This is a genomic window from Streptomyces sp. NPDC005408, from assembly GCF_040606445.1.
GTDB lineage: Bacteria > Actinomycetota > Actinomycetes > Streptomycetales > Streptomycetaceae > Streptomyces.
The window spans coordinates 127724-149285 of record NZ_JBEXEX010000003.1 but is presented as its reverse complement, the minus strand read 5'-3'; the positions used below and the strand labels follow the sequence as shown (position 1 = coordinate 149285).

Genomic DNA, 21562 nt, shown 5'->3' with positions numbered 1-21562 from the left:
TGCGCTACGTAAGCGAAGAGGCCCGGAACCTGTACAGGTCCCGGGCCCCCTTCACACAGGCACTAGTCCTTCTTCGGGTCCTCGAGACGCGGGAACAGCACCGCGCCCTTCGTCACCGTCGCGCCCGCCGGGAGTTTGCCCCACTCGCCCGCGTGCTGGACCTGCTGGTCCGCGAGGCCGCCCAGCCGGGCCTCCGCGCCGAGCGAGTCCCACAGGGCCTGCGAGGTCTCCGGCATGACCGGGTTGAGCAGCACCGCGACGGCACGCAGGGACTCGGCCGCCGTGTAGAGGATCGTCGCCAGACGGGCCTGGCCCTGAGGCGAATCGTCCTTGGCCACCTTCCACGGCTCCTGCTCCGTGATGTAGCCGTTGACCTGCTTCACGAAGTCGAAGACGGCCAGGATGCCGCCCTGGAAGTCCAGCTCCTCGCCGATCTTCCGGTCGGCCTCGGCGACCGCCTTGGCCAGGCCCTCCTGGACAGCCTTCTCCGCCTCGCCGGACGCCGTCGCCTCGGGCAGCGCGCCGCCGAAGTACTTGCCGACCATCGCCGCGACGCGGGACGCGAGGTTGCCGTAGTCGTTGGCGAGCTCGCTCGTGTACCGGGCGCTGAAGTCCTCCCAGGAGAACGAGCCGTCCTGGCCGAACGCGATCGCGCGCAGGAAGTACCAGCGGTACGCGTCCACGCCGAAGTGCGAGGTCAGGTCCTGCGGCTTGATGCCCGTCAGGTTCGACTTCGACATCTTCTCGCCGCCCACCATCAGCCAGCCGTTCGCGGCGACCTTGCCCGGCACCGGCAGGCCGTTCGCCATCAGCATCGCGGGCCAGATGATCGCGTGGAAGCGCAGGATGTCCTTGCCGACCAGGTGGACATTGGCCGGGAACGTCTCCGCGAACTTCGCCGGGTTCTCGTTGTAGCCGACGGCCGTCGCGTAGTTCAGCAGCGCGTCGATCCACACGTAGATGACGTGCTTCTCGTCCCACGGCACCGGGACGCCCCAGTCGAAGGTCGAGCGCGAGATCGACAGGTCCTGCAGGCCCTGCTTGACGAAGTTCACGACCTCGTTGCGGGCGGACTCGGGCTGGATGAAGCCGGGGTTGGCCTCGTAGAACTCCAGCAGCTTCGGTCCGTACTCGGAGAGCTTGAAGAAGTAGTTCTCCTCCTTGAGGATCTCCACCGGCTTCTTGTGGATCGGGCAGAGCTTCTGCCCGGCGAACTCACCCTCGCCGTCCAGCAGGTCACCGGGGAGTTTGTACTCCTCGCAGCCCACGCAGTACGGGCCTTCGTACCCGCCCTTGTAGATCTCGCCCTTGTCGTACAGGTCCTGCACGAACTCCTGCACACGGTCCGTGTGCCGCTTCTCCGTCGTACGGATGAAGTCGTCGTTCGCGATGTTCAGATGCTCCCAGAGGGGCTTCCATGCCTCCTCGACGAGCTTGTCGCACCACTCCTGGGGCGTGACGTTGTTCGCCTCGGCAGTGCGCATGATCTTCTGACCGTGCTCGTCCGTGCCGGTGAGGTACCACACCTTCTCGCCACGCTGACGGTGCCAGCGCGTGAGCACGTCGCCTGCGACGGTCGTGTAGGCGTGGCCCAGGTGAGGAGCGTCGTTGACGTAGTAAATGGGGGTCGAGACGTAGTACGCCTTCGCCCCCTGCTTCTCGGATCCAGTGGCCGCCATGGTCGAAATCCTAACGGCCCGCGGAAGGTCCACTCACCCCGATAAGCGGCGCGGAGAGGTCTGCGAAACATCCCCTCCCGTAGAAAGGCGCATCCTGGGAGGAGGGGCGGTGCACGGGGTGCAGGGTGAGCTAGGGGACGACACGATGCGGGTACTGGTCGCCGAGGACGAGGAAATCCTGGCCGAGCTGGTGGCCACGGGGCTGCGCAGGGCCGGATTCGCGGTCGACACCGTCTACAGCGGGGATGCCGCCCTCGCGTATCTCGGGCTGCACGATTACGACGTCGTCGTCCTCGACCGCGATCTGCCGCGCGTCCACGGCGACGAGGTGGCCCGCAAGCTGGTCGCCTCCGCTTCCCGCACCCGGATCCTGATGCTGACCGCCTCCTCGTCCATGGAGGACCGGGTCGAGGGCCTCGACCTGGGCGCGGACGACTATCTCGGCAAACCCTTCGAGTTCCCCGAGCTGGTCTCCCGGGTCCGGGCGCTGCGGCGGCGCAGCGCCAGGCCGGTGCCGCCGCTCCTGGACCGGCACGGGGTACGGCTCGACACGGTGCGGCGGACGGCCGAGCGGGACGGGCGGGATCTCGATCTGTCGCCGAAGGAGTTCTCCGTACTGCAGATCCTGCTGGAGGCGGACGGGGCGACGGTCTCGGCTGAGGAGCTGCTGGAGCGGGCGTGGGACGCGCACGCGGACCCGTTCACGGGCGCGGTGCGGGTGTGTATGAGCAAGCTGCGCAGCAAGCTGGGGGAGCCGGCGCTGATCCGTACGGTGCAGGGTGTGGGGTACGCGCTGTGAGCCGCACGTACATGGGGCCGGGTTCGACGATCCGGACCCGGATCGCGCTCGTCTACGGCGGGGCCTTTCTGGTGCTCGGCGCGATGCTGCTGGGGATCGTCAATCTGCTTTCCCGTGCCGGTACGGAGGACGAGGTCGCCGCGATCAGGGCGCGGGCCGTTCCCGCGCTGCCGGTGACGGACGTGCGCGGGGTGACGGTCGTCCAGCTGACCGACAGCGTGCGGGCCGCGGCGGGGCACCAGATGCTGGTCTGGTCGGCGTTCGCCCTGCTGGGAACGGCGCTGTGCGCGGTCGCCGTGGGGTGGTGGACGGCGGGGCGGGTGCTGCGGCCCGTACACGTGATGACGGCGAAGGCGCGACGGCTCTCGGAGCGGCCGCTCATGGGGGTCCCCCCGGACGGAGTCTGGGGGAGGATCGCGGCCGGCGGTCCCGACGACGAGCTGAAGGAGCTCGGGGACACGCTGGACGCGCTGCTGGCGCGGCTGGAGAAGGCCTTCGACAGTCAGCGGCGGTTCATCGCGAACGCCTCGCACGAGCTTCGTACGCCGCTGGCCACGCAGCGTACGGCGATCCAGGTGGGGCTCGACGCTGACTGTTCGCCGGACGAACTGGCCGCTGTGAAAGGGGTGTTGCTCGACAACAACCGGCGCAGCGAGCGGCTCATCGAGGGGCTGCTGGTGCTGGCGCGCAGCGAACGAGGGCTGGCGGAGCGCGAGGACGTCGACTTCGGGGAGGCCGTGGCGGAGGAGGCGGCGCGGTACGAGGTGAAGGCGGCGGCGACCGTGTCCGGCGGGGTGGTGCGGGGGAACCGGCTGCTGCTGGCGCAGCTCGTGGGGAACCTGGTGGCCAACGCCGTGGCGTACAACGTGCCGGGCGGCTCGGTGGACGTCCGTGTCGAGTCCGGGGTGCTGATGGTGACGAACACCGGCCCGGTGGTGCCGGCGTCGGACATCCCGGGGCTGTTCGAGCCGTTCCGGCGGGGCGAGGGGCGCGACCGGATGGGGCCGGGGGCGGGGCTCGGCCTGTCGATCGTCCGCTCGATCGCTGAAGCCCACGGCGGCACGGTGACGGCGGAGCCGGGCCCTGAGGGCGGGCTTGCCGTCACCGTGACGCTGCCGGTGACGCCCTAGGGGCGCCAGGCCTCCAGGACGCCGTTGTACAGGTCCGCGTCGGGGAGCTCGCGGGGAGCGGGCCCGGCGTGGAAGAACGCGGCGTTGTCGGCGCTGAGCTTGCGGAGGTAGTCGAAGGCCTTCGCGTCATGCTCGCCGAACGCGACGAACTGCCAGAACACGGGCTTGTCGGCGGCCTCCGCGAGCGCGGCGGTGGCGGCGGTCTTGGACTCGGGCGCACCGTCGGTCTGGAAGATCACAAGCGCGGGCACGGTGGAGTCGGCCTTGGCGTGGAGGGCGAGGACCTCCTCGACGGCGAGGTGGTAGTTCGTACGCCCCATCCGGCCGAGGGAGCTGTGGAGCTCGTCGACGCGGCCCTCGTGCTCGGCGAGGGTGAGTTCGCCGGTGCCGTCGATCTCGGTGGAGAAGAGGACGACGTCGACGGTCGCGCGCTCGTCGAGATGCGCGGCGAGAGCGAGGGCCTGCTCGCCGAGGTGCTGGGCGGAGCCGTCCTTGAAGTACGGCCGCATCGACCCGGACCGGTCGAGCACGAGATACACCCGGGCACGGGCCCCGGTGAGCTGCTGCTTCTTGAGCGCGGCACCGGCGGCCTTGTAGTGGTCCACAAGGCGGGGAGCGCGTGCCTTGACCTGCGCGAGGGTGCCGGCGGGGCCCTTGGCGGTCGGCGGGGTGGTGGGCTGTGCGGCGGCCTCCGGCTCGGCGGTGGGCTGGGTGTCGTCGGCCGCGGCGACCGGCTCGGCGGCGGTGTCGGCCTGCGGCTCGGCTTCGGCCGCGGCGACCGGGTCCGCCTCGGCGGGTGCAGCCTCCGGCTTCGCCGGAACAGCCTCGGTCGTGGTTACGGGGGCGGGCTCGTCGTTCGCGGCCGGGGCGACGACTTCGGCCTCGGCCTGCGGCTCGGTCACCACAACCGGCTCCCCCGGAACGGGTGCTGCCTCTGCTTCCGGCTCCGCCGGAGCTTCCTCGGTCGCCGCAACCGGCTCCACCGGAGCAGTCTCGGCGGCCTCGTCCGCGGCGACGTGCTCGGTCTCGGCCGGAGCAACCTCCGGCTGGGCGACCGGCTCCGGCACGGCGACCGGCGCCTCAGGTCCGGTCTCCGCCTCGGCGAGGGGCTCCGCCTCCGCCACGGCGACCGGGGCCGCCGGCTCCGCCGGAGCGGTCTCGGCCGCCGGCTCGGCCGGAGCCACCTCGGCGTCCGGGGTCACCGCTTCCGCAACCGGAGCCGCAGGCTCCGCGGTGTCCGCCGCCGACTCGGACCGCACCGGAACCGCGTCCGAGGACTTCTGGGCCGGGACCTTCGGGGTCGGGTTGTCGAACGCCGCCGAGACCAGGTCCGCCGCTGCCCGTTCCGCCGGGGACGGCGCCGGGACCGTCGCGGTCGGCGGTTCCGTGCGCTCGGTCTGGGGCGGGACGGAGGCTGCCGTCGACTCGTTTCGCTCCGAACGGTCACGTCCGAACACCTTGCGCAGCAAGCTCCGAATGCCCATGTGCGAGGCCTTTCGCATGAGTTGAGTGCTGAGAATGTCCACATATGGCCGGAACGCTCCGCATCCTGGCCACGGCGGACACGTAAGGTTAGCGGCCGCCCGAAGCGAACCCCGGCAGGGGCAGCCCCTAGCCACCCGCACATGTCAACCCCGCCCCAGCCGGGCCGCATTCATTCCCCGTTCACTTCATGTCCCCCACATTGCACACGTACGCCCCTAACGTCGCGGCGGAACATATTCCGACACCATGTCGGCGCGGGGTGCGCCGGAGGAGGACGAAGTGCGCAAGCTGCTGCCGTTGTTGAACACGACCCCCCACGCGGGCGGTCGTTCCGCTCTCACCTGCCGCTACCGCTGTGGCGACGCCTGTTTCCACGAGGTGCCGAACACCAGCGACAACGAGTACGTCGGCGATGTCATAGCGAGCGCGCTGTCGAGGCGTTCGATGATGCGCGCCGCCGCCGTCGTGACCGTCGCCGCTGCCGCCGGTACCGCGACCACCATCGGCACCGGTGGGCAGCAGGCCTCCGCCGCGCCCGTCGGTGCCGCGGACCGCACCGGGAGCGGACACGGCAGGACGGACGGCGCCCGCGGCCTCCGCTTCGCCGCCGTCGCGCCCAACAAGGACGACAAGGTCACCGTCCCCGAGGGCTACTCCCAGAACGTCGTCATCCGCTGGGGCGAGCCGATCCTCCGCGGCGCCCCCGCCTTCGACGCCGACAAGCAGACCGCCAAGGCGCAGGCCGGCCAGTTCGGTTACAACAACGACTTCCTCTCGCTGCTCCCCCTGCCCGGTGAGCGCGGCCGTCAGGTGCTCGTGGCCAACCACGAGTACACGGACGAAGTCCTGATGTTCAAGGGCTACGACCCGGCCAACCCCACCCGCGAGCAGGTCGAGATCGCCTGGGCCGCGCACGGCCTCGGCGTCGTCGTGGTCCAGGACGAGCACCGCAGCGGCAAGCTCACCGCCGTCACGCGCCACCACCTCAACCGCCGCCTCACCGCCACCAGCGAGTTCAAGCTGACCGGCCCGGCTGCGGGCAGCGCGCTTGTGAAGACCTCCGCCGACCCGACCGGCACCAAGGTGCTCGGCACGCTCAACAACTGCTCCGGCGGCACCACCCCGTGGGGCACCACCCTCCACGGCGAGGAGAACTTCAACCAGTACTTCGCCAACGGGTCGAGTGCCACGGACAAGCGTTACGGCATCGGCACCGCCGCCACCGAGCGCAAGTGGGAGCGCTTCGACAAGCGCTTCGACGTGGCGCAGGAGCCCAACGAGCCGCACCGCTTCGGCTGGGTCGTCGAGCTCGACCCGTACGACCCCGACTCGACGCCCCGCAAGCGGACCGCGCTCGGGCGCTTCAAGCACGAGGGCGCGCAGCCGCGGCTGACCGACGACGGCCGTCCTGTCGTCTACATGGGCGACGACGAGCGCTTCGACTACTTCTACAAGTTCGTCTCGTCGAAGCGGATGAAGAAGGGCAACTCGCGTGCCGCCCGCGAGCACAACCTGACGCTCCTCGACGAGGGCACGCTGTACGTCGCCAAGCTGACCGGTGACTCCCCGGCGGCCGAGATCGACGGCACCGGCAAGCTCCCGAACGACGGTGAGTTCGACGGCAGCGGGCAGTGGATTCCGCTGGCCACCGGCAACACGTCCCACGTCCCCGGCATGACCGCCGAGGAGGTGTACGTCTTCACCCGTCTCGCCGGCGACAAGGTGGGCGCCACCAAGATGGACCGCCCCGAGGACATCGAGCCGAGCCCCCGCACCGGCCGCGTCTACGTCGTACTGACGAACAACACCGACCGGGGCAAGCCCGGCAAGGCCGCCGCGGACGAGGCCAACCCGCGCAACCTCAACAAGCACGGCCAGATCCTGGAGCTCGCCGAGCACTGGGACGACCCGGCGTCCGACGGTTTCGCCTGGCGGCTCTTCCTGGTGGCGGGCGACCCGAACGACTCCGCCACGTACTTCGCGGGCTTCCCGAAGGACAAGGTCAGCCCCATCTCCTGCCCGGACAACGTCACCTTCGACCCGCACGGCAACCTGTGGATCTCCACGGACGGCAACCAGCTGGGCTCCCACGACGGCCTGTTCGGCGTCGCGACCCACGGCGGGCGGCGTGGTGAGCTCAAGCAGTTCCTGACCGTCCCGTCCGGTGCCGAGACCTGTGGCCCGCTCGTCCAGGACCGCCGTGTCCTGGTCGCGGTCCAGCACCCGGGTGAGGTCGACGGCGCGTCCGTCGAGAAGCCCGCGAGCATCTGGCCCGACGGACCGGGCAAGATCGTCCGCCCGGCGGTCGTCTCGGTCTGGCGCAACGACGGCTGCAACATCGGCGTGTAAGCCCCGTCATGAGGTGGCGCGTACGTGTGCGCGCCACCTCAGGAACTCCTCGGCAGCGGCTCCTGTGTACGACCACGGAACCCGCGCAGCCCGTCTCCCGATCAGCCCGAACAGCTGCCGGGCCTCATCGCTCAGGCCGGCGTAACAGGCCGCGTGCGTCAGATAGTTGAGCTCGCCGATCTCTTCCGGGGCCGCCGGGCCCTGTGCGCGGCCGCCGATCCAGCGGTCCCAGGTGCGCCGTACCTCGGTGACCGCCAGCTCGTGGTGCCAGTGCCGGCCGAAGTCCCGTACCGGCGCGGGGCCCGTCGCGCCCTCGGTGACATAGCGGTACTCCTCCACCCGCGCGATCTGCACCAGCACCGGCAGCGGCGATCCCGGCGGCGCCGCACCCGCCGCGTCGCGCGCGAAGTCGTACATCCTGCCGTGCGTGCCGTGCCAGCGCGCCGAGTGGTAGCGCAGCAGCTGCACATGGCCCTCGATGTTGTGCGGATCGCGCCGCCGCAACTCGTCCCACCAGCCGCGCAGTTCGCGCCGCGGCACCCCCGTCTCGTAAAGCCGCGCCACCGTCAGCAGCGACACCCAGGGCATCGGGTCGTCCGGCCGGGCATCGGCTGCGCGCAGACAGGACAGCACCGTCGCATCGAGCCGCGCCTGGTCGAGCGCTGCCCTGCGGCCCGCCTCGATCGCCTGGTGGAAGACGCGTACGACCTCGGTCGCGGCCCGCAGCACCTCCGCGTCCGGACTGCCGGGCTCCGCCGCCCGCCAGGCCTCCACCGCCGAGGAACCCGATGCCGCGTGCGCGAGCAGCCGCAGCCGGTGGGTGCGCAGCGGCCAGTCGTCGCCGGTGGCGCGCAGCAGATCCCGTACGCCCTGCCAGCGGCCGATGACGATGTCGTGCACGGCGTCGGCGAGCGGCCGGTCCCCGAAGGCGGGATCGAAGTCCGGTACGAAACCGCCCCGTCGGCGGAGCGCGGCCATCTGCGGCACGTCCCTCAGAAGTCCGTCGCCAGCGCCTGATCGGCGTAATCGGTGTGCCGCGAGGCGGAGTTGGCGTACCGCTCCTCGGCGGCGATGGCCCGGGTCGCGTCCAGTCTGGCGGGACGGTAGTACGAACTCCCCTGCCGCCAGTAGTGGATCATCGGCAGCAGACCGGCGGCGAGTCCGCCGATGCCCATCGCGATCGAGGCCGCGCTCAGCTCGCTCAGCGCCTCGACGAGGATCCAGAGCATGAACAGCGCGCCGAGCAGCGGCCACACTCCGCCGAGGACGAAGTCCCGTACGGATGTGAGCAGGGTTCCGCGGTACGCGACGACCGCGGCGATGCCCGCGAGGCCGTAGTAGAACGCGATCTGCAGGCCCATCGCGGCGACCGCTGCGGAGAGCACATCGCCGACCGAGCCGAGCGCGGTGGAGGCGACGAACATCGCGAGCGCGACCGCGCCGACGACCGCGACCGCGACCCAGGGGGTGTTCCACCGGCGGTGCACGGTGCCGAGCGTGGCGGGCATCGTACGGTCGCGGCCCATCGCGAACAGCGAGCGCGTCACCTGGATCAGCGTGGTCTCCAGGGTCGCGACAGTGGACAGCAGCACGGCCACGACCAGCAGTTTCCCGCCGACACCGGGCCAGATCGCGTTCCCGAGCGCGCCCAGCACATTGGCGCCGCCCTGCCGGATGTCCTCGCTGGTCAGGATCATGTTCACGGCGATCGTGAAGGCCTCGAAGAGCAGGAAGACGACGCCGACGCCGACGAGCGAGGCGAGTCCGGCCGTGCGGCGGCTGTCGCGGGTCTCCTCGCTGAGATTGCTGGTGACGTCCCAGCCCCAGTAGTAGAAGGCGGCGACGAGGGCGCCGGATGCGAAGCCGGCCGGTCCGTCGAAGTGCGAGAAGCCGAACCAGGACCAGTCGAAGGCGGCGGCGTAGCCGGTGTGCAGCAGCGCGGCGACGACGAAGAACAGCAGTATCGCCAGCTCCACGCCGGACATCAGCAGCTGCGCGCGCACGGTCAGGCGCGCCCCGCCGACGACGACGAGCAGCATCGCCAGGAACCAGGCGGCGCCGGTGGCCGTCGCGAGTGCGTTGTTCTCGGCAAGGCCCGGGTCGAAGAGCGCGAGGGTCATCGCTCCGGCGGGCAGCGATCCGGCCACCATGAAGATCGTCGCGGAGACCACGAGGGCCCAGCCGGACAGAAAGCCCAGGAAGGGGTGGAGAGTCCGGCCCACCCAGGAGTAGCTGGCGCCCGCGTTGACGTCGATCCTGCCGAGTCTGCTGAAGGCCAGGACGATGCCGAGCATGGGGATCGCGCAGTAGAGCAGCGCGGCGGGACCCGCGAGGCCGACGGAGGCGACGAGTACGGCGGTGGTGGCCGCGATCGAATAGGCGGGGGCGCTGCCGGCGACGGCCATCACGATCGTGTCGAACGTGCCGAGGACATTGGGCTGAAGCCCTCTGCCGGAGTTGTTGCGCATGGGACTCTCCGAATGCCCTGGTGCCGAATTTGCTTGTGTCACATGACATGTGTCGGCAAGTCAGAAACGAACGCCCGCTGCGGAGTGAAGGCCTTCGGGAAGACCTCCGTAAAGGGAGAACGTGCGCATCGTAGTCGGATGTGTGCGGTGAGGTGAGGGGGTGGGCCTGCCGGTGGTCGGCGGCGGGGGTGGACTCGTAGAGTCGGTACATGGCTGCAGACGTTTCGGACGAGGGGACGGTGCGGGTCGACGCCTGGATCTGGTCGGTCCGCCTCACAAAGACCCGCTCCCAGGCGGCCTCGGCATGCCGGGCGGGGCATGTCCGGGTGAACGGCGACCGGGTGAAACCGGCGCATGTCTTGCGGGCGGGGGACGAGGTACGGCTGTCCCACGCGGGCCGGGAGCGCCGGGTGGTCGTCTCGAAGATCGTCCGCAAGAGGGTGGGCGCACCGGTGGCGGTCCAGTGCTACGTGGACAACAGCCCGCCGCCTCCGCCGAGGGAATTCGTGGCCCCGGTGGCGATCCGGGACCGGGGGACGGGCCGCCCGACGAAGCGCGACCGCCGCGAGATGGAACGCCTGCAGGGGGGCGGGCCGGCGGTTCGGTAACGGGTGCCATGGAGGTGTCCGGCCTGGCCCGCGGCAACCACGACCCCTGGAAACGCGGGCGGGTCCGCTGCGCGGGGCTTTTCCCCTCCCCGCCCCTTCCCGAACCGGGGCTCCGCCCCGGACCCCTGGGGGTTCGTCGGGGCTGGCGCCCCTGCACCCCCTTGCGGCAGCTTCGCGCCGCCCCGCGCGCCGCAGTGCGTCCGGTGGGGAGGGGCGGTGCAGGGTCGTCCGCGCGTTTCCAGCGTTCGTGGGTGCCGTGGGCCGGGGGCGTTGGTGGTTGCTGCCCGGTGGGTGGCTTCGCGGGCGAACCCCCGCGCACCGCAGCCCGTCCGGTGGGCACCGGACCGCCGAAGACCCGCCCCCTTACCCCGAACCCCCCGGCGACGCGATCGCCCTCGCCGCGCGGACCTCCTGGCGCAGCGCGCCCAGTACCCCCTCCTCGCCCCCCTCCAGCTCCGCCGTGACCTCCACCAGCACCTCGCTCGACCGCAAACCCTCCGCCAGTTCCCGCAGTTGCTGCTCGATCTCCGTGACCTCCTCCCGCGACGGCGGCTCCGCGCCGTGGTTCACGCGCACCCTCGCCGCCGTCGTCGCGTCCACGATGCGTTCGACCGCGACGACCAGCGGCCACCACGCCGCCGCCCGCGCCCCCGTCGGCGGCGGTTCCGTCAGGGCGCGCTGGAACTCCGTGCGGACGGAGGACAGGTCGCGGTAGATCCGCCGTCGCCGGCGCACCCGTTCCGCCTGGTCCCCCGCGGACTCCGATCCGAACGCATACCCCACGTACCCCGCCGTGTCCTCAACCGCCGCAGCCAGTCGGTCGCCGATGCGCGTGTGCCAGCTTTCCGGCCAGAGCAGATAGCCCGCGACCAGCGCGATCGCGCAGCCGATCAGGCTGTCGACCAGCCGGGGCAGGACCAGGTTGAAGCCCAGGTGGTTGAGGACGTCGGAGAGCAGCAGGATGACCGGGGTGATGGCCGCCGTCTGGAAGGCGTAGCCCTTCGCGGAGAAGGCGGGGATGAGCGCCGCGAGGACCATCATCACCGGCACGTCCCACCAGCCGCGCGGTACTTGGGAGAGCACCGCCGCCGCGACGACGAGCCCCGCCGCCGTGCCCAGCGCGCGCAGGACCGCGCGGGAGAAGACCGAGCCGAAGTCCGGTTTGAGTACGAAGGTGACGGTGAGCGCGACCCAGTACGAGCGCGGCACCGGCACCAGCGAGACCAGTGCCTGCGCGAGGCCGATGCACAGCGCGAGCCGCAGGCCGTAGCGCCAGGACGGTTCGGAGAACAGGAGGCTGCGGGCCGTGCGCCGGGCGCGGATGCGCAGGGCGGCGGGCCGTCCGAGCCGGTCGTCGACGTTGTACGGGTCGGGGTCCGCCTTGTGGACGACGACCGCGGCGTGCCGCAGCGCGGCCTCGACGGCGCGGTCGGCGGGGCCTTCCGGCTCGGGCAGCTCCAGTTCGGACGCGTCGCGGCGGCCCTGGTCGACCGTGTCGGCCAAGTCCCGTACGGCCGCGGCGATTTCGGGCCGCCGCGAGGCCCGCCCGTGCAGATGTGCCGCTGCCGCCGCCTCGACGAGCGGGATGAGCACGTTGAGCTGCGAGAGCAGCCGTACGAGCGGGCTGCGCCGCCCGTGGTCGCGGGCCCGCCGGGCGAGGATCAGGTCGTAGGAGGTGTTGAGGGACTGGGTGACGGCCTGGCGTTTCTCGTCGTACGCCGTCGTGCCCGCCGCGCCGAGCAGATCCGCGACCGCGCGGTACGTCGCGGCAACCGCCGTCCGCTCCGGCATGCGGCCGCGCAACGGCCAGGCCAGCAGCGACAGTACGAGGACGAAAAGACCGCCGAGCGCGAGCAGCATCGGAGCCTTCCACCACGGCCCCGGCATCGGCAGCCCCGCGCCCACCACCGCGTTGAGCAGGAGCAGCAGCCCGGACACGGACGCCACCGCGCCGATCGACGAGATCATCCCGGAGACGAGTGCGACGAGGGTCAGCACGACGACCGCGAGCCAGCCCTCCCCGTACACGAGTGTGCCGAGCGTGACGCCGACCGCGCCGAAGAGCTGCGGTACGGCGATATTGAAGATCCGCATCCGGTACGCGTCGGCGGTGTCGCCGATGACACCCGACAGCGCGCCCATCGACACCAGCGCGCCGTACGCGGGCTGACCGACCGCGAGCCCGACGGCGAGCGGCGCTGCGAGCGCGACGGAGGCACGGGCGACGGCGGCCCAGGGGACGGGCGCGGACTGCGGCCGCAGCCCTCTGAGCAGCCACTCGGGCGGGGACAGCCGTCCCGCTCGCGTCCCTGATCCGGAGGAGGTCCCGCCCTTGTCTTCACCCATGGTCATCAAAAGACCTCGAAGTGGGCCGTTGGCGCAACTCCCCTGCGGGACGCCGGCGCGGGCGGTCAGCCCAGGTAGCCCTCCACCTCGTCGGCGGGCTGCACCCTCGCCGTGTCCGGGTCCTCTCCGAACTCCGCCTTGGCGCGGCGCCTGCGCAACAGGTCCCAGCACTGGTCGAGCTGGACCTCGACGGCGCGCAGCCGGGACTGTTCGCCGGAGTCGAGACCGTGCTCCTGGGACGAGCGCTCCCGCAGGGCGCGTTCCTCGGCGACGAGATCGCTGATGCTGCCGAGTATCTGGTCGTTGTCCATGGCTCCTGCTCTCAGAGTACGAAGACCGTCTTGCCGCGTGCCCCGCCCGCGCGGGACTGCGCGAGCGCGTCCGGGGCCTTCTCCAGGGGGAGTTCGGCGTTGACCGGGGTCCGCAGGGAGCCGTCCGCGGCCGCCGCTGCCAGGGTGTCCAGCAGGGCGGCCGAGGCGCGCTGCTGGAAGTCGATGCCCTCGACCCCGGCCGGGAGCCCGGCCTCGCCCGCCACGCCGCGGGTGGTGAGGGCGAGGCCACCGGCATGCACGAGGGCGGCGTTCGCGGCGAAGGACGACGGGTCGGCCGACACCAGGTCGACCAGCGCGTCGACGCCGTCCGGGCAGGCGTCCCGTACTGCGGTCCCCAGGTCGCTGGAGGTGGAGTCGAGGGTCGCGGCGGCGCCGAGCGCGGACATCCGGCTGTGCTCGTCGCCGCGTACCGCCGCCAGGACCTGGACGCCACGGGCCGCGGCCAGTTGGGTCAGAAAACTGCCGACGCCGCCCGCCGCGCCGATGAGCAGCAGGGACTGCCCTGCGCCCGCCCGCGCCGCGTCCACAAGCTGCGCGGCGGTCATTCCGGCCGTGGGCAGCAGGGCCGCCGTCTTCAGCGGGAGGCCGTCGGGGACGAAGGCGATGGCCGCGTCCTGCGGCATCGTGACGTACTCGGCGTACGTGCCCGTGCCGACCGGCGGCCTTGTCGCCTGGCCGAAGACCCGGTCACCCACCCGGAACCGGCTGTCGCCGGGGCCGACCACATCGACCTTGCCCGCGAAGTCCGACCCGATGACCAGCGGGAACACATGCGGGACCCGGCCGTCGAGCGCTCCGTCGGCGGCCTTCCAGTCGAAGGGGTTGAGCGCCGCGTACTCGATCTTCACCAGCACCTCGCCCTCGCCGGGCTCCGGCTTGGGGACCTGGATCAGCTCGGGCTCGGCCTTGAACGCCCTGACCGCGACAGCGCGCATCCGGAAACGCCTCCTGACGGACGGCCCCCCGGGTCCTGCGACCCCACTCTCACGACCCCACTCTTACGCGGGCGGCCACTCAGCGCACGTCGTGCAGTTCGAGCCGGACCAGCAGCGCACGGTGGTCGGTGTCGGCCAGGTCCAGGAAGCGGGCCTTGCGCACCGAGAACTGCTCGCTGACCAGTACGTGGTCGATCTGCGCACCCAGCGGGCGGCGCACCGCGGCAGGCCAGGAAGGTGTGCGGGCCGCGCCGACGAGGGTGGCGCTGTCGCGCAGGTGACCGGAGCGGAGGATGCGCCGGAAGGCGGCGTGGTCCTGGGTGGCGTTGAAGTCGCCCGCCACCAGCGTCGGCTCGCCCTTCACCCCGGCCGCGTAGGCACGCACCCGCCCCAGCTCCCGGCGCCAGTCGGTCACGCCGCTGGGAATGGGCGGAAGGGGGTGTGCGAGCTGTACGTTCACCGGGCGGCCGCCGACCACCGCGACCGAGCCCGGCATCGCGAGCGTGCTCTTGATCCCCGGCGCCGGGCGCAGCGGGTACTTGCTGAGGATCGCCGACCCGGAGGCCCAGTCGCCGAGGACGACATTGCGGTACGGGTAGTCGGTGCGGGAGACCTTGGCAGCGAGCGCGTCCGAGCAGGTGCGGGCGCACTCCTGGACGAAGACCAGGTCGGGCTGTTCGCGGCGGATGGTGGCCAGCAGCCCCTCGGTGGCCTGTCCGAACTCGAGGTTGGAAGTGAGCACGTCGATACGGGCCACGACCTGCCCCGGCGGAACGTCGGTCAGCCCGGTGTCGTACGGCCTGACGAACCACCCGGTGACGGCGAGTACGGCAGCGGCCCAGATCATGCCGGTGCGCCAGCGCCCGAGCAGGGCGAGCAGCAGTCCGGCACCGGCCGGCAGCAGCAGCCAGGGCAGGAAGGCGAGCAGCTGGGGTGCCGGCGTGATCCCGTCGCTGTCCGCGACACGGCAGGCGGCGGCCACGCTGGGCGCGAGGAGGAGCAGGCCCGCGAGCCAGGCCGCGGCGCGCCGTCCTCCCGAGGGGCGGGAGGGGGCGCCGGCCGGTGTGCCCGGGGCCGCCGTCGAGATGGCGCTGTTCAAACCGGCCTCCGAGCCGCGTGATGTCAGTCAGCCAGCTCACTGCTTCGGAGCATACGGGCGCAGAGCGTCGATCAGGAGCTCCACCCCGAAGGCGAACTCCGCCTCGTGATCGATCACCGCGAGCATCGGCGCCAGCTTCGCCACCGCCGGGAAGCCCGAGCGCGCGAGATGGTCCCTGCGCTCCCGCACCGCCGACTCGTCCTCCCCCTTGGTGGAGGGCGAATGGAATTCCCTGAGCAGGGAGCCGACCTGGAAGGCGATGAGCAGCCGCAGGGCGTGCACGGCGGCGGCCTCGTCGAAGCCGTGGTCGAGCAGGACGGCGAGGGAGCAATTGATGGTGGGGAGCGCGCCGGGGGACGAGAGCTGGAGGGTGAGGACCAGTTCGCAGGCGCGCGGGTGACGCAGGGACGCCTGCCGGAAGCCGTACGCGACCGAGCGGATGCCGTCCTCCCAGCCGCCGCCGGAGCGCCGGGACAAGTGCATGTCCGTGGTGATGAACTCGGTGACTCCGTCGAGGACGTCCGCCTTGCCGTCGACATGGTTGTAGAGGGACATCGCCTGGACGCCGAGGGTGGCGGCGATCCGGCGCATGGAGAGCGCGTCCACGCCCTCGTCGTCGATGATCTTCAGCGCGGCCTCGACGATCCGATCGCGCGAAAGCGGCTCGCGGGACAGCGGCTCGCGGGGTTCCCGCGCATCTCCTAGGGCGGATATGCCGCGTTCCGTGGGGTGTTGACGGGATCTTCCGTCAGACATCGGGGGGCTCCTGGGTGGGTTTCGCGGACTCTTGCCCTACTCCTTGACGACTTACAGCGTAAGTGCTTCTCTCGGTCCCGTACTTACGGCGTAAGTACGGGAATTGACTGGCCTGGAGGGCCCCGGAAGATGACCAAGGAAGCGCCCGAGGCTCTTGTCCTGGAGCATGTGGCGAGCGAGCACCGGCACGAGCTCGACGACACCCTGAATCGCCAACCGGTCTGCGAGCGTGTCCACTTCGGCACCGCGACCGTCCTCGCCCGGCTCGTCCCCGCGCCGTCCGTCCCTCTCCCCGCGTAAGCCGGAGCGCACGCATGTCTGTGCCCACCGTCCATCACCTCGACTGCGCCCCGATGCGTCCCGTCGGCGGCGCCCCGCTCGTCGCGCACTGCCTGCTCGTGGTGACGGGCAGCAGCCTCGTCCTCGTCGATACGGGCCTGGGCACCGCGGATCTCGCCGATCCGCGGCGGCTCGGGACGTTCTTCCGGCGGACCATGCGGCCGGAGCTGGATCCGGAGTACACGGCGTACCACCAGATCATGGCGCTCGGATACGACCCGCGCGATGTCCAGGACATCGTGCTCACCCACCTCGACCTGGACCACGCGGGCGGACTCGCGGACTTCCCGGACGCGCGGGTCCATGTGATGGCCGACGAGTACCGCGCGGCGATGCGCCGCGACACGCGGCTCGACGCCGGCCGCTATGTCACCGCGCAGTGGAACCACGGCCCGCTCTGGACCGTCCACGACACGGCGGACTCCACCTGGCACGGCTTCGCGGCATCCCGGGTGCTGCGCTTCCCGGACATCCTGATGGTCCCGCTGCCGGGGCATACGCGGGGCCACTGCGCGGTGGCGGTCCAGCAGCCGGACCGGTGGCTGCTGCACGCGGGCGACGCGTACTTCTTCCACGGCGAGATGGACCTGCGCCGCCCGCGCTGCCCCCGCCCGATGGCCCTGCACCAGCGCCTGGTGGCGGAGAACCACGGGCAGCGCCTGATGCAGCTGGAACGCCTGCGGGATCTGCGCCGGGCGGATCCGAGGCTGATCCGGATCTTCTCGTCGCACGACGCACAGGAGTTCGCGACGCTGAGCACGGAGACCTTCGGCCACGTGAGGTAACGGTCCCATCGGGCTTCGCCCGCGAGACCACCCTCAGGACAGCACCGTCAACGCTCCCTGGCCCACGGCAGCCACGAACGCTGGAAACCCCACACCCCCACCGCCACCGCGACCCCCGCCCCCAGCACCCACCACGACGTCGTCCGCAGCGTCGCCGTCAGGGCGTCGTAGACCGCTCCCGCCGCCGGGCGGTCCACGTCCGGCGGGAGGTCGTCCAGGGCGAGGCCGTGGCCGATCGTGACCGCGAGGCGCAGCAGTGCGCCTCCCGCCGCAAGTGCGAGGCCGAGGCCGATCACGGCGCGGACTCTGCGTACCGCGAAGAGCACCGCCGTCGCCGCGAGCAGCAGCGTTGCCACCGGCAGCCACACTCCCGCGATCTGCAGCCAGTCGACCACCTCGCGCACCACGCCCAGCTTGTCGGACTCCAGGATCGTGATCCTCGTGCGTTCGACGGGGATCTGGTCGGCGAACGGCACTCCTTCATCGCTGAGCTGCTGCTTGACCTGCTCGATGACAGGCGCCAGGTCCATGCCGGCACTGTCGCCGCCGTTGCTGGTCAGCGCCTGTTCGACGGCGGTGTGCGCGGCCCGGTTGACCGTGTTCCAGGCGGTCTTGTACGCGTCGGTGCCGGAGAAGGAGACCACGGCCTCGTGCAGCAGGTTCCGCGCACCCTCCTGGAAGGGGCTCGCGTCGAACTTCTTCATCGCCTCGTCGGTGATGCGGTCGGCGACGGCGTTCTGCACGGCGGGGTCGGAGGCGAGCGGCGCCATGGTGGGGACATAGCTGTCGGTGTCGCCGATCTCCCGGTCGGCCCAGACGGCGATCGAGCTCAGCGGCGTCAGGAGGGCCACGAGGACGAGCAGCACCGTCGACGCCGCTGAGAGAAAGCTCCGCACTCCTCAAGGGAACGCGGACCACGGGGCCGACGCGAGTGGTGCGCCGCCGACCGGGCGGGCCCGTGGCGCAGTGGGGTGACTGGCCGTCAGTCGCCGCCGGGGCAGCCGAGGTCAGGGTCCATCGCGTGCAGGATGCGCCGGCTGATCTCGCGGAGCTGGTCGAACTGTTCGGGCTCCAGCACGTCGACGACGAGTGAGCGTACGGCCGTCACATGCCCGGGCGCGGTCGCGACGACCTTGTCCCAGCCCTCGTCGGTAAGGACGGCGTTGGTGTAGCGGCCGTCCTCGGCGCAGGGCTCACGCCGCAGATAGCCGCGGTTCTCCAGGCGCTTGACCACATGGGAGAGGCGGGAGAGCGAGCCGTTGGCGAGAACCGCGAGGGTGCTCATCCGCAGCGTTCTGCCGGGGGACTCGGAGAGTCCGGCGAGGACGAGGTACTCGAACTGGTTCAGCTCCGCGTCTCGCTGGAGCTGGGCGTCGAGCGCGGCGGGCAGTTTGATCATGGCCGCGCTGAAGGCCCGCCAGGCGGCGAGTTCCCGCTCGTTCAGCCAGTGCGGGTCCTCCGGTTCGCGGTCGTGGTCGTTCATGGCGTCGAGCCTACCCGAGTCACTTGACGCTTCAAGTGATCGCTTCTACCTTGAGTTGAAGCTTCAACTCATCCGCGATCCGAAGTCGAAGGAAGCCCCCACCATGAACATCACCCTGTGGATACTCGCCGGCCTGCTCGCCGCGCTCTTCCTCGCCTCCGGATCCAGCAAGCTGCTCCAGCCGAAGGCGAAGGTCGTCGAGACCTCCGGCGCCTGGGCCGAGAGCTTCGCGCCCGGCGTGCTGAAGGGCATCGGCCTGGCGGAGGCGCTCGGCGCGATCGGTCTGATCCTGCCCGCCGCCGTGGACATCGCGCCCGCCCTCGTCCCGGCCGCCGCCACCGGCCTCGCCGTGGTGATGGCCGGCGCGGCCGTCACCCACGGCAGGCGCGGCGAGAGCAAGAACGTCGCGGTCAACGCCGTACTTCTCGTACTCGCAGCCGTCGTGGCATGGGGCCGCTTCGGCCCGTACGCCTTCTGAGCCCGTCAGCCGGGCCCGTCCTCTGACTTGCCAGGCCGTGGGCGCGGGTGTGCTCTGAAAGGAGGACGCGGGGGGACGAGAGGGAAGGAGCTCTCTGCCATGGCCGCACACGCAGCGGTGCCCGCACGGCACCACGGTTCTCTCGGCTGGGCGATGCCTGCCGGCCTGGGCCTTGCCTACGGCATCTACGTGCTGTTCATCCGGCACGCCTGGGGCGACCTCACCTGGGGCGACGTCCTCTACGCCGCGGTTGCCGGCGTGGTTCTCGGGGCGCTGGCGTTCGGTCTCGGCCGGATCCAGAACCTGCTGCCGCGCGAGGTGCGCGCCGGGGCGTACGGGGCCCTGTGCGGCGTGGCCATCGGCTTTCTCTTCAGCCTGACCGGGGCGAGCGTGCTGACGTCGGTCGGGATCGGGGCCATCTTCGGCGCGGTGATGCTCGCCGTGTCCTTCTATCTCTTCTACATGAGGGAGGACTAGGCGGAGCCCCTTCCGGGGCGCTGACCTGCAGTTCTCCAAGTGACGCGCGGCCGCCGGATCCGATCCGGCGGCCGCGCGCCGTTTCCTGCGGCTTCCCCCGATGAGTTCTGCCGGGGTTCCGAGTCAACCTCCTAGACCTCGCAGAGAGCCCCCGAAGACCTTCGAAGGACTGACGATGAGCACAGATCTGGCAATCGAGACCGCGGGCCTGGTGAAGGTCTTCGGCAAGAACCGGGCGGTCGACGGCGTCGATCTGACCGTGCCCGCCGGCACCGTCTACGGCGTCCTCGGCCCGAACGGCGCCGGAAAGACGACCACGGTCAAGATGCTCGCCACCCTGCTGCGACCGGACGGCGGCGAGGCCCGCGTGTTCGGCAAGGACGTGCAGAAGGACGCCGACGCGGTCCGCAGCAGGGTCAGCCTCACCGGCCAGTACGCCTCGGTGGACGAGGACCTCACCGGCACCGAGAACCTGGTGCTGCTCGGCAGGCTCCTCGGCCACTCCAGGCAGGCCGCGCGGCAGCGGTCCGCGCAGCTGCTGGACGCCTTCGGGCTCTTTGAGGCGGCCGAGAAGCAGGTGAAAAACTACTCGGGCGGCATGCGGCGCCGTATCGACATCGCCGCGTCCATCCTCAACACCCCGGATCTGCTCTTCCTCGACGAGCCCACCACCGGCCTCGACCCGCGTAGCCGCAACCAGGTCTGGGACATCGTCCGCGCGGTGGTCGCTCAGGGCACGACCGTGCTGCTGACCACGCAGTATCTGGACGAGGCCGACCATCTCGCGTCCCGGATCGCCGTCATCGACCACGGCAAGGTGATCGCCGAGGGAACCAAGGGCGAGCTGAAGTCCTCGGTCGGCTCGGGCGCCGTCCATCTGCGGCTGCGCGATGCCGGGCAGCGGCCGGAGGCGGAGCGGGTGCTGGCGGCAGCGCTCGGCGCCGAGGTGCAGCTTGACCCCGATCCCGTCGCCCTCACCGCCCGGGTCAACGGGCACGGCACCGACCAGGGCGCGGCGGAACAGGCAGCGAGGGCGCTGGCCGAACTGGCCCGCTCCGGAATCACCGTGGACAACTTCGCGCTGGGCCAGCCCAGCCTGGACGAGGTCTTCCTCGCCCTGACCGACAAGAAGGGGACAGCGGCATGAGCACCGCGACCACCACCAAGTCCACCAAGGACACGGCCGATCTCGTACTCGATGCCCCCAAGGCGGAGGATCTCGCCGCGCTGCTCGTGAGGGGAGACCGGCCGCCGCGGCCGAGCGCTCTCTCCGCCTCACTCACCTTCGGCTGGCGGGCGATGCTCAAGATCAAGCATGTGCCGGAGCAGCTCTTCGACGTGACGGCCTTCCCGATCATGATGGTGCTGATGTACACGTACCTCTTCGGAGGGGCGCTGGCCGGTTCGGTCTCGGCGTACATCCAGTTCCTGCTCCCCGGCATCCTCACCATGAGCGTCGTGATGATCACGATGTACACCGGCGTCGCGGTCAACACCGATATCACCAAGGGCGTCTTCGACCGCTTCCGTACGCTGCCGATCTGGCGGCCCGCGCCGATGGTCGGCTATCTGCTCGGCGATGTCGTGCGCTACTTCATCGCCTCCGTGGTAATGCTCGCCGTCGGCATGCTCATCGGATACCGCGCGCACGGCGGGCCGCTGGGCGTGGTGCTCGGGGTCGCGCTGCTGATGGTCTTCTCGTTCGCCTTCTCCTGGATCTGGACGATGTTCGGGCTGCTGCTGCGCACCGAGAAGTCGGTGATGGGCGTCAGCATGATGGTGATCTTCCCGCTGACCTTCCTGAGCAATGTCTTCGTCGACCCGAAGACCATGCCGGGCTGGCTGCAGGCCTTCGTCAACAACAGCCCGGTGACGCATGTCGCCACGGCGGTACGGGAGTTGATGGCGGGCAACTGGCCGGCGGCCGACATCGCCTGGTCGCTGGGGTGGGCGGGGCTGCTGGTGCTGGTCTTCGGCTCGGTGACGATGCGGCTCTACAACCGCAAGTGAGCGT

The 21562-nt window shown here is 71.0% G+C and carries 21 protein-coding genes; 10 read left to right on the top strand and 11 right to left on the bottom strand.

All coding sequences use genetic code 11. From position 1 onward, the window contains the following. Window positions 1–62 precede the first annotated feature (62 nt). The gene (gene metG / locus ABZS64_RS04620) at window positions 63–1679 is read right to left on the bottom strand and encodes a methionine--tRNA ligase (RefSeq protein ID WP_355823047.1); all 1617 of its coding nucleotides are present in this window, start codon (window positions 1677–1679) and stop codon (window positions 63–65) included. A gap of 145 nt (window positions 1680–1824) precedes the next feature. Between metG and ABZS64_RS04615 the strand changes: the two genes are divergently transcribed. Continuing rightward, on the top strand, window positions 1825–2478 hold the full coding sequence (locus tag ABZS64_RS04615; RefSeq protein WP_355823420.1) for a response regulator transcription factor: 654 nt from the start codon (window positions 1825–1827) through the stop codon (window positions 2476–2478). 11 nt (window positions 2479–2489) lie between these two features. Beyond that, complete coding sequence (locus tag ABZS64_RS04610) at window positions 2490–3608, top strand: ATP-binding protein (protein WP_355823417.1); 1119 nt, start codon at window positions 2490–2492, stop codon at window positions 3606–3608. Here the strand turns inward: ABZS64_RS04610 and ABZS64_RS04605 are convergent. Next, on the bottom strand, window positions 3605–5092 hold the full coding sequence (locus ABZS64_RS04605; RefSeq protein WP_355823045.1) for a VWA domain-containing protein: 1488 nt from the start codon (window positions 5090–5092) through the stop codon (window positions 3605–3607). The two genes, ABZS64_RS04610 and ABZS64_RS04605, sit on opposite strands and share 4 nt — an antisense overlap. A 280-nt stretch (window positions 5093–5372) precedes the next feature. Between ABZS64_RS04605 and ABZS64_RS04600 the strand changes: the two genes are divergently transcribed. Continuing rightward, window positions 5373–7442, top strand: coding sequence for a PhoX family protein (locus ABZS64_RS04600; RefSeq protein ID WP_355823414.1), 2070 nt, complete (start codon window positions 5373–5375; stop codon window positions 7440–7442). Between the two features lie 6 nt (window positions 7443–7448). Here the strand turns inward: ABZS64_RS04600 and ABZS64_RS04595 are convergent, their stop codons facing one another. Together ABZS64_RS04595 and ABZS64_RS04590 are read right to left on the bottom strand one after the other, a co-directional pair. After that, entirely contained in the window at window positions 7449–8420 is a 972-nt protein-coding gene (locus tag ABZS64_RS04595; RefSeq protein ID WP_355823042.1) for a hypothetical protein, read from the bottom strand. A gap of 14 nt (window positions 8421–8434) precedes the next feature. Continuing rightward, window positions 8435–9910 (bottom strand): APC family permease, encoded by a 1476-nt coding sequence (locus ABZS64_RS04590; protein ID WP_355823040.1) that lies wholly within the window; start codon window positions 9908–9910, stop codon window positions 8435–8437. Window positions 9911–10119: 209 nt separating this feature from the next. Between ABZS64_RS04590 and ABZS64_RS04585 the strand changes: the two genes are divergently transcribed. Beyond that, a complete protein-coding gene (locus ABZS64_RS04585) occupies window positions 10120–10518 on the top strand; it encodes an RNA-binding S4 domain-containing protein (RefSeq protein ID WP_355823038.1) in 399 nt (132 codons plus the stop codon). 363 nt (window positions 10519–10881) lie between these two features. Here the strand turns inward: ABZS64_RS04585 and ABZS64_RS04580 are convergent, their stop codons facing one another. The 5 genes from ABZS64_RS04580 to ABZS64_RS04560 form a co-directional block, all read right to left on the bottom strand. Further along, complete coding sequence (locus ABZS64_RS04580) at window positions 10882–12864, bottom strand: FUSC family protein (protein ID WP_355823411.1); 1983 nt, start codon at window positions 12862–12864, stop codon at window positions 10882–10884. A 65-nt stretch (window positions 12865–12929) separates the two neighbouring features. After that, window positions 12930–13175: a DUF2630 family protein gene (locus tag ABZS64_RS04575; RefSeq protein ID WP_355823036.1), complete on the bottom strand. Its 246-nt coding sequence runs from the start codon at window positions 13173–13175 to the stop codon at window positions 12930–12932. 11 nt (window positions 13176–13186) lie between these two features. Beyond that, complete coding sequence (locus tag ABZS64_RS04570) at window positions 13187–14131, bottom strand: NADP-dependent oxidoreductase (protein ID WP_355823033.1); 945 nt, start codon at window positions 14129–14131, stop codon at window positions 13187–13189. Between the two features lie 79 nt (window positions 14132–14210). Continuing rightward, the gene (locus ABZS64_RS04565; RefSeq protein ID WP_355823030.1) at window positions 14211–15230 is read right to left on the bottom strand and encodes an endonuclease/exonuclease/phosphatase family protein; all 1020 of its coding nucleotides are present in this window, start codon (window positions 15228–15230) and stop codon (window positions 14211–14213) included. Window positions 15231–15266: 36 nt separating this feature from the next. Continuing rightward, window positions 15267–15986 carry a TetR/AcrR family transcriptional regulator C-terminal domain-containing protein gene (locus tag ABZS64_RS04560; RefSeq protein WP_355823027.1) on the bottom strand — a complete coding sequence of 240 codons (720 nt, stop codon included), beginning with the start codon at window positions 15984–15986 and terminating at the stop codon, window positions 15267–15269. Between the two features lie 129 nt (window positions 15987–16115). On the opposite strand from ABZS64_RS04560, the gene ABZS64_RS04555 reads away from it, so the two are divergent. Beyond that, the gene (locus tag ABZS64_RS04555; RefSeq protein ID WP_355823025.1) at window positions 16116–16286 is read left to right on the top strand and encodes a hypothetical protein; all 171 of its coding nucleotides are present in this window, start codon (window positions 16116–16118) and stop codon (window positions 16284–16286) included. A 14-nt stretch (window positions 16287–16300) separates the two neighbouring features. After that, window positions 16301–17110: an MBL fold metallo-hydrolase gene (locus tag ABZS64_RS04550; protein WP_355823022.1), complete on the top strand. Its 810-nt coding sequence runs from the start codon at window positions 16301–16303 to the stop codon at window positions 17108–17110. Between the two features lie 47 nt (window positions 17111–17157). Here ABZS64_RS04550 and ABZS64_RS04545 read toward each other — a convergent pair whose 3' ends face one another. Both ABZS64_RS04545 and ABZS64_RS04540 read right to left on the bottom strand, forming a co-directional pair. Beyond that, entirely contained in the window at window positions 17158–18006 is an 849-nt protein-coding gene (locus tag ABZS64_RS04545; RefSeq protein ID WP_355823019.1) for a hypothetical protein, read from the bottom strand. Between the two features lie 86 nt (window positions 18007–18092). Further along, on the bottom strand, window positions 18093–18593 hold the full coding sequence (locus ABZS64_RS04540) for a MarR family transcriptional regulator (RefSeq protein ID WP_355823017.1): 501 nt from the start codon (window positions 18591–18593) through the stop codon (window positions 18093–18095). Between the two features lie 103 nt (window positions 18594–18696). Here ABZS64_RS04540 and ABZS64_RS04535 point away from each other — a divergent pair, with 103 nt between their 5' ends. From ABZS64_RS04535 to ABZS64_RS04520, 4 genes are all read left to right on the top strand, one after another. Then, window positions 18697–19071, top strand: a complete 375-nt coding sequence (locus tag ABZS64_RS04535) for a DoxX family protein (protein WP_355823014.1) — start codon at window positions 18697–18699, stop codon at window positions 19069–19071. A gap of 99 nt (window positions 19072–19170) precedes the next feature. After that, window positions 19171–19548 (top strand): hypothetical protein, encoded by a 378-nt coding sequence (locus ABZS64_RS04530; protein ID WP_355823011.1) that lies wholly within the window; start codon window positions 19171–19173, stop codon window positions 19546–19548. 175 nt (window positions 19549–19723) lie between these two features. Then, on the top strand, window positions 19724–20695 hold the full coding sequence (locus ABZS64_RS04525; protein ID WP_355823008.1) for an ATP-binding cassette domain-containing protein: 972 nt from the start codon (window positions 19724–19726) through the stop codon (window positions 20693–20695). Then, the gene (locus ABZS64_RS04520; protein WP_355823006.1) at window positions 20692–21558 is read left to right on the top strand and encodes an ABC transporter permease; all 867 of its coding nucleotides are present in this window, start codon (window positions 20692–20694) and stop codon (window positions 21556–21558) included. Before ABZS64_RS04525 ends, ABZS64_RS04520 begins: the two co-directional genes overlap by 4 nt. The last annotated feature ends 4 nt before the right edge of the window (window positions 21559–21562 follow it).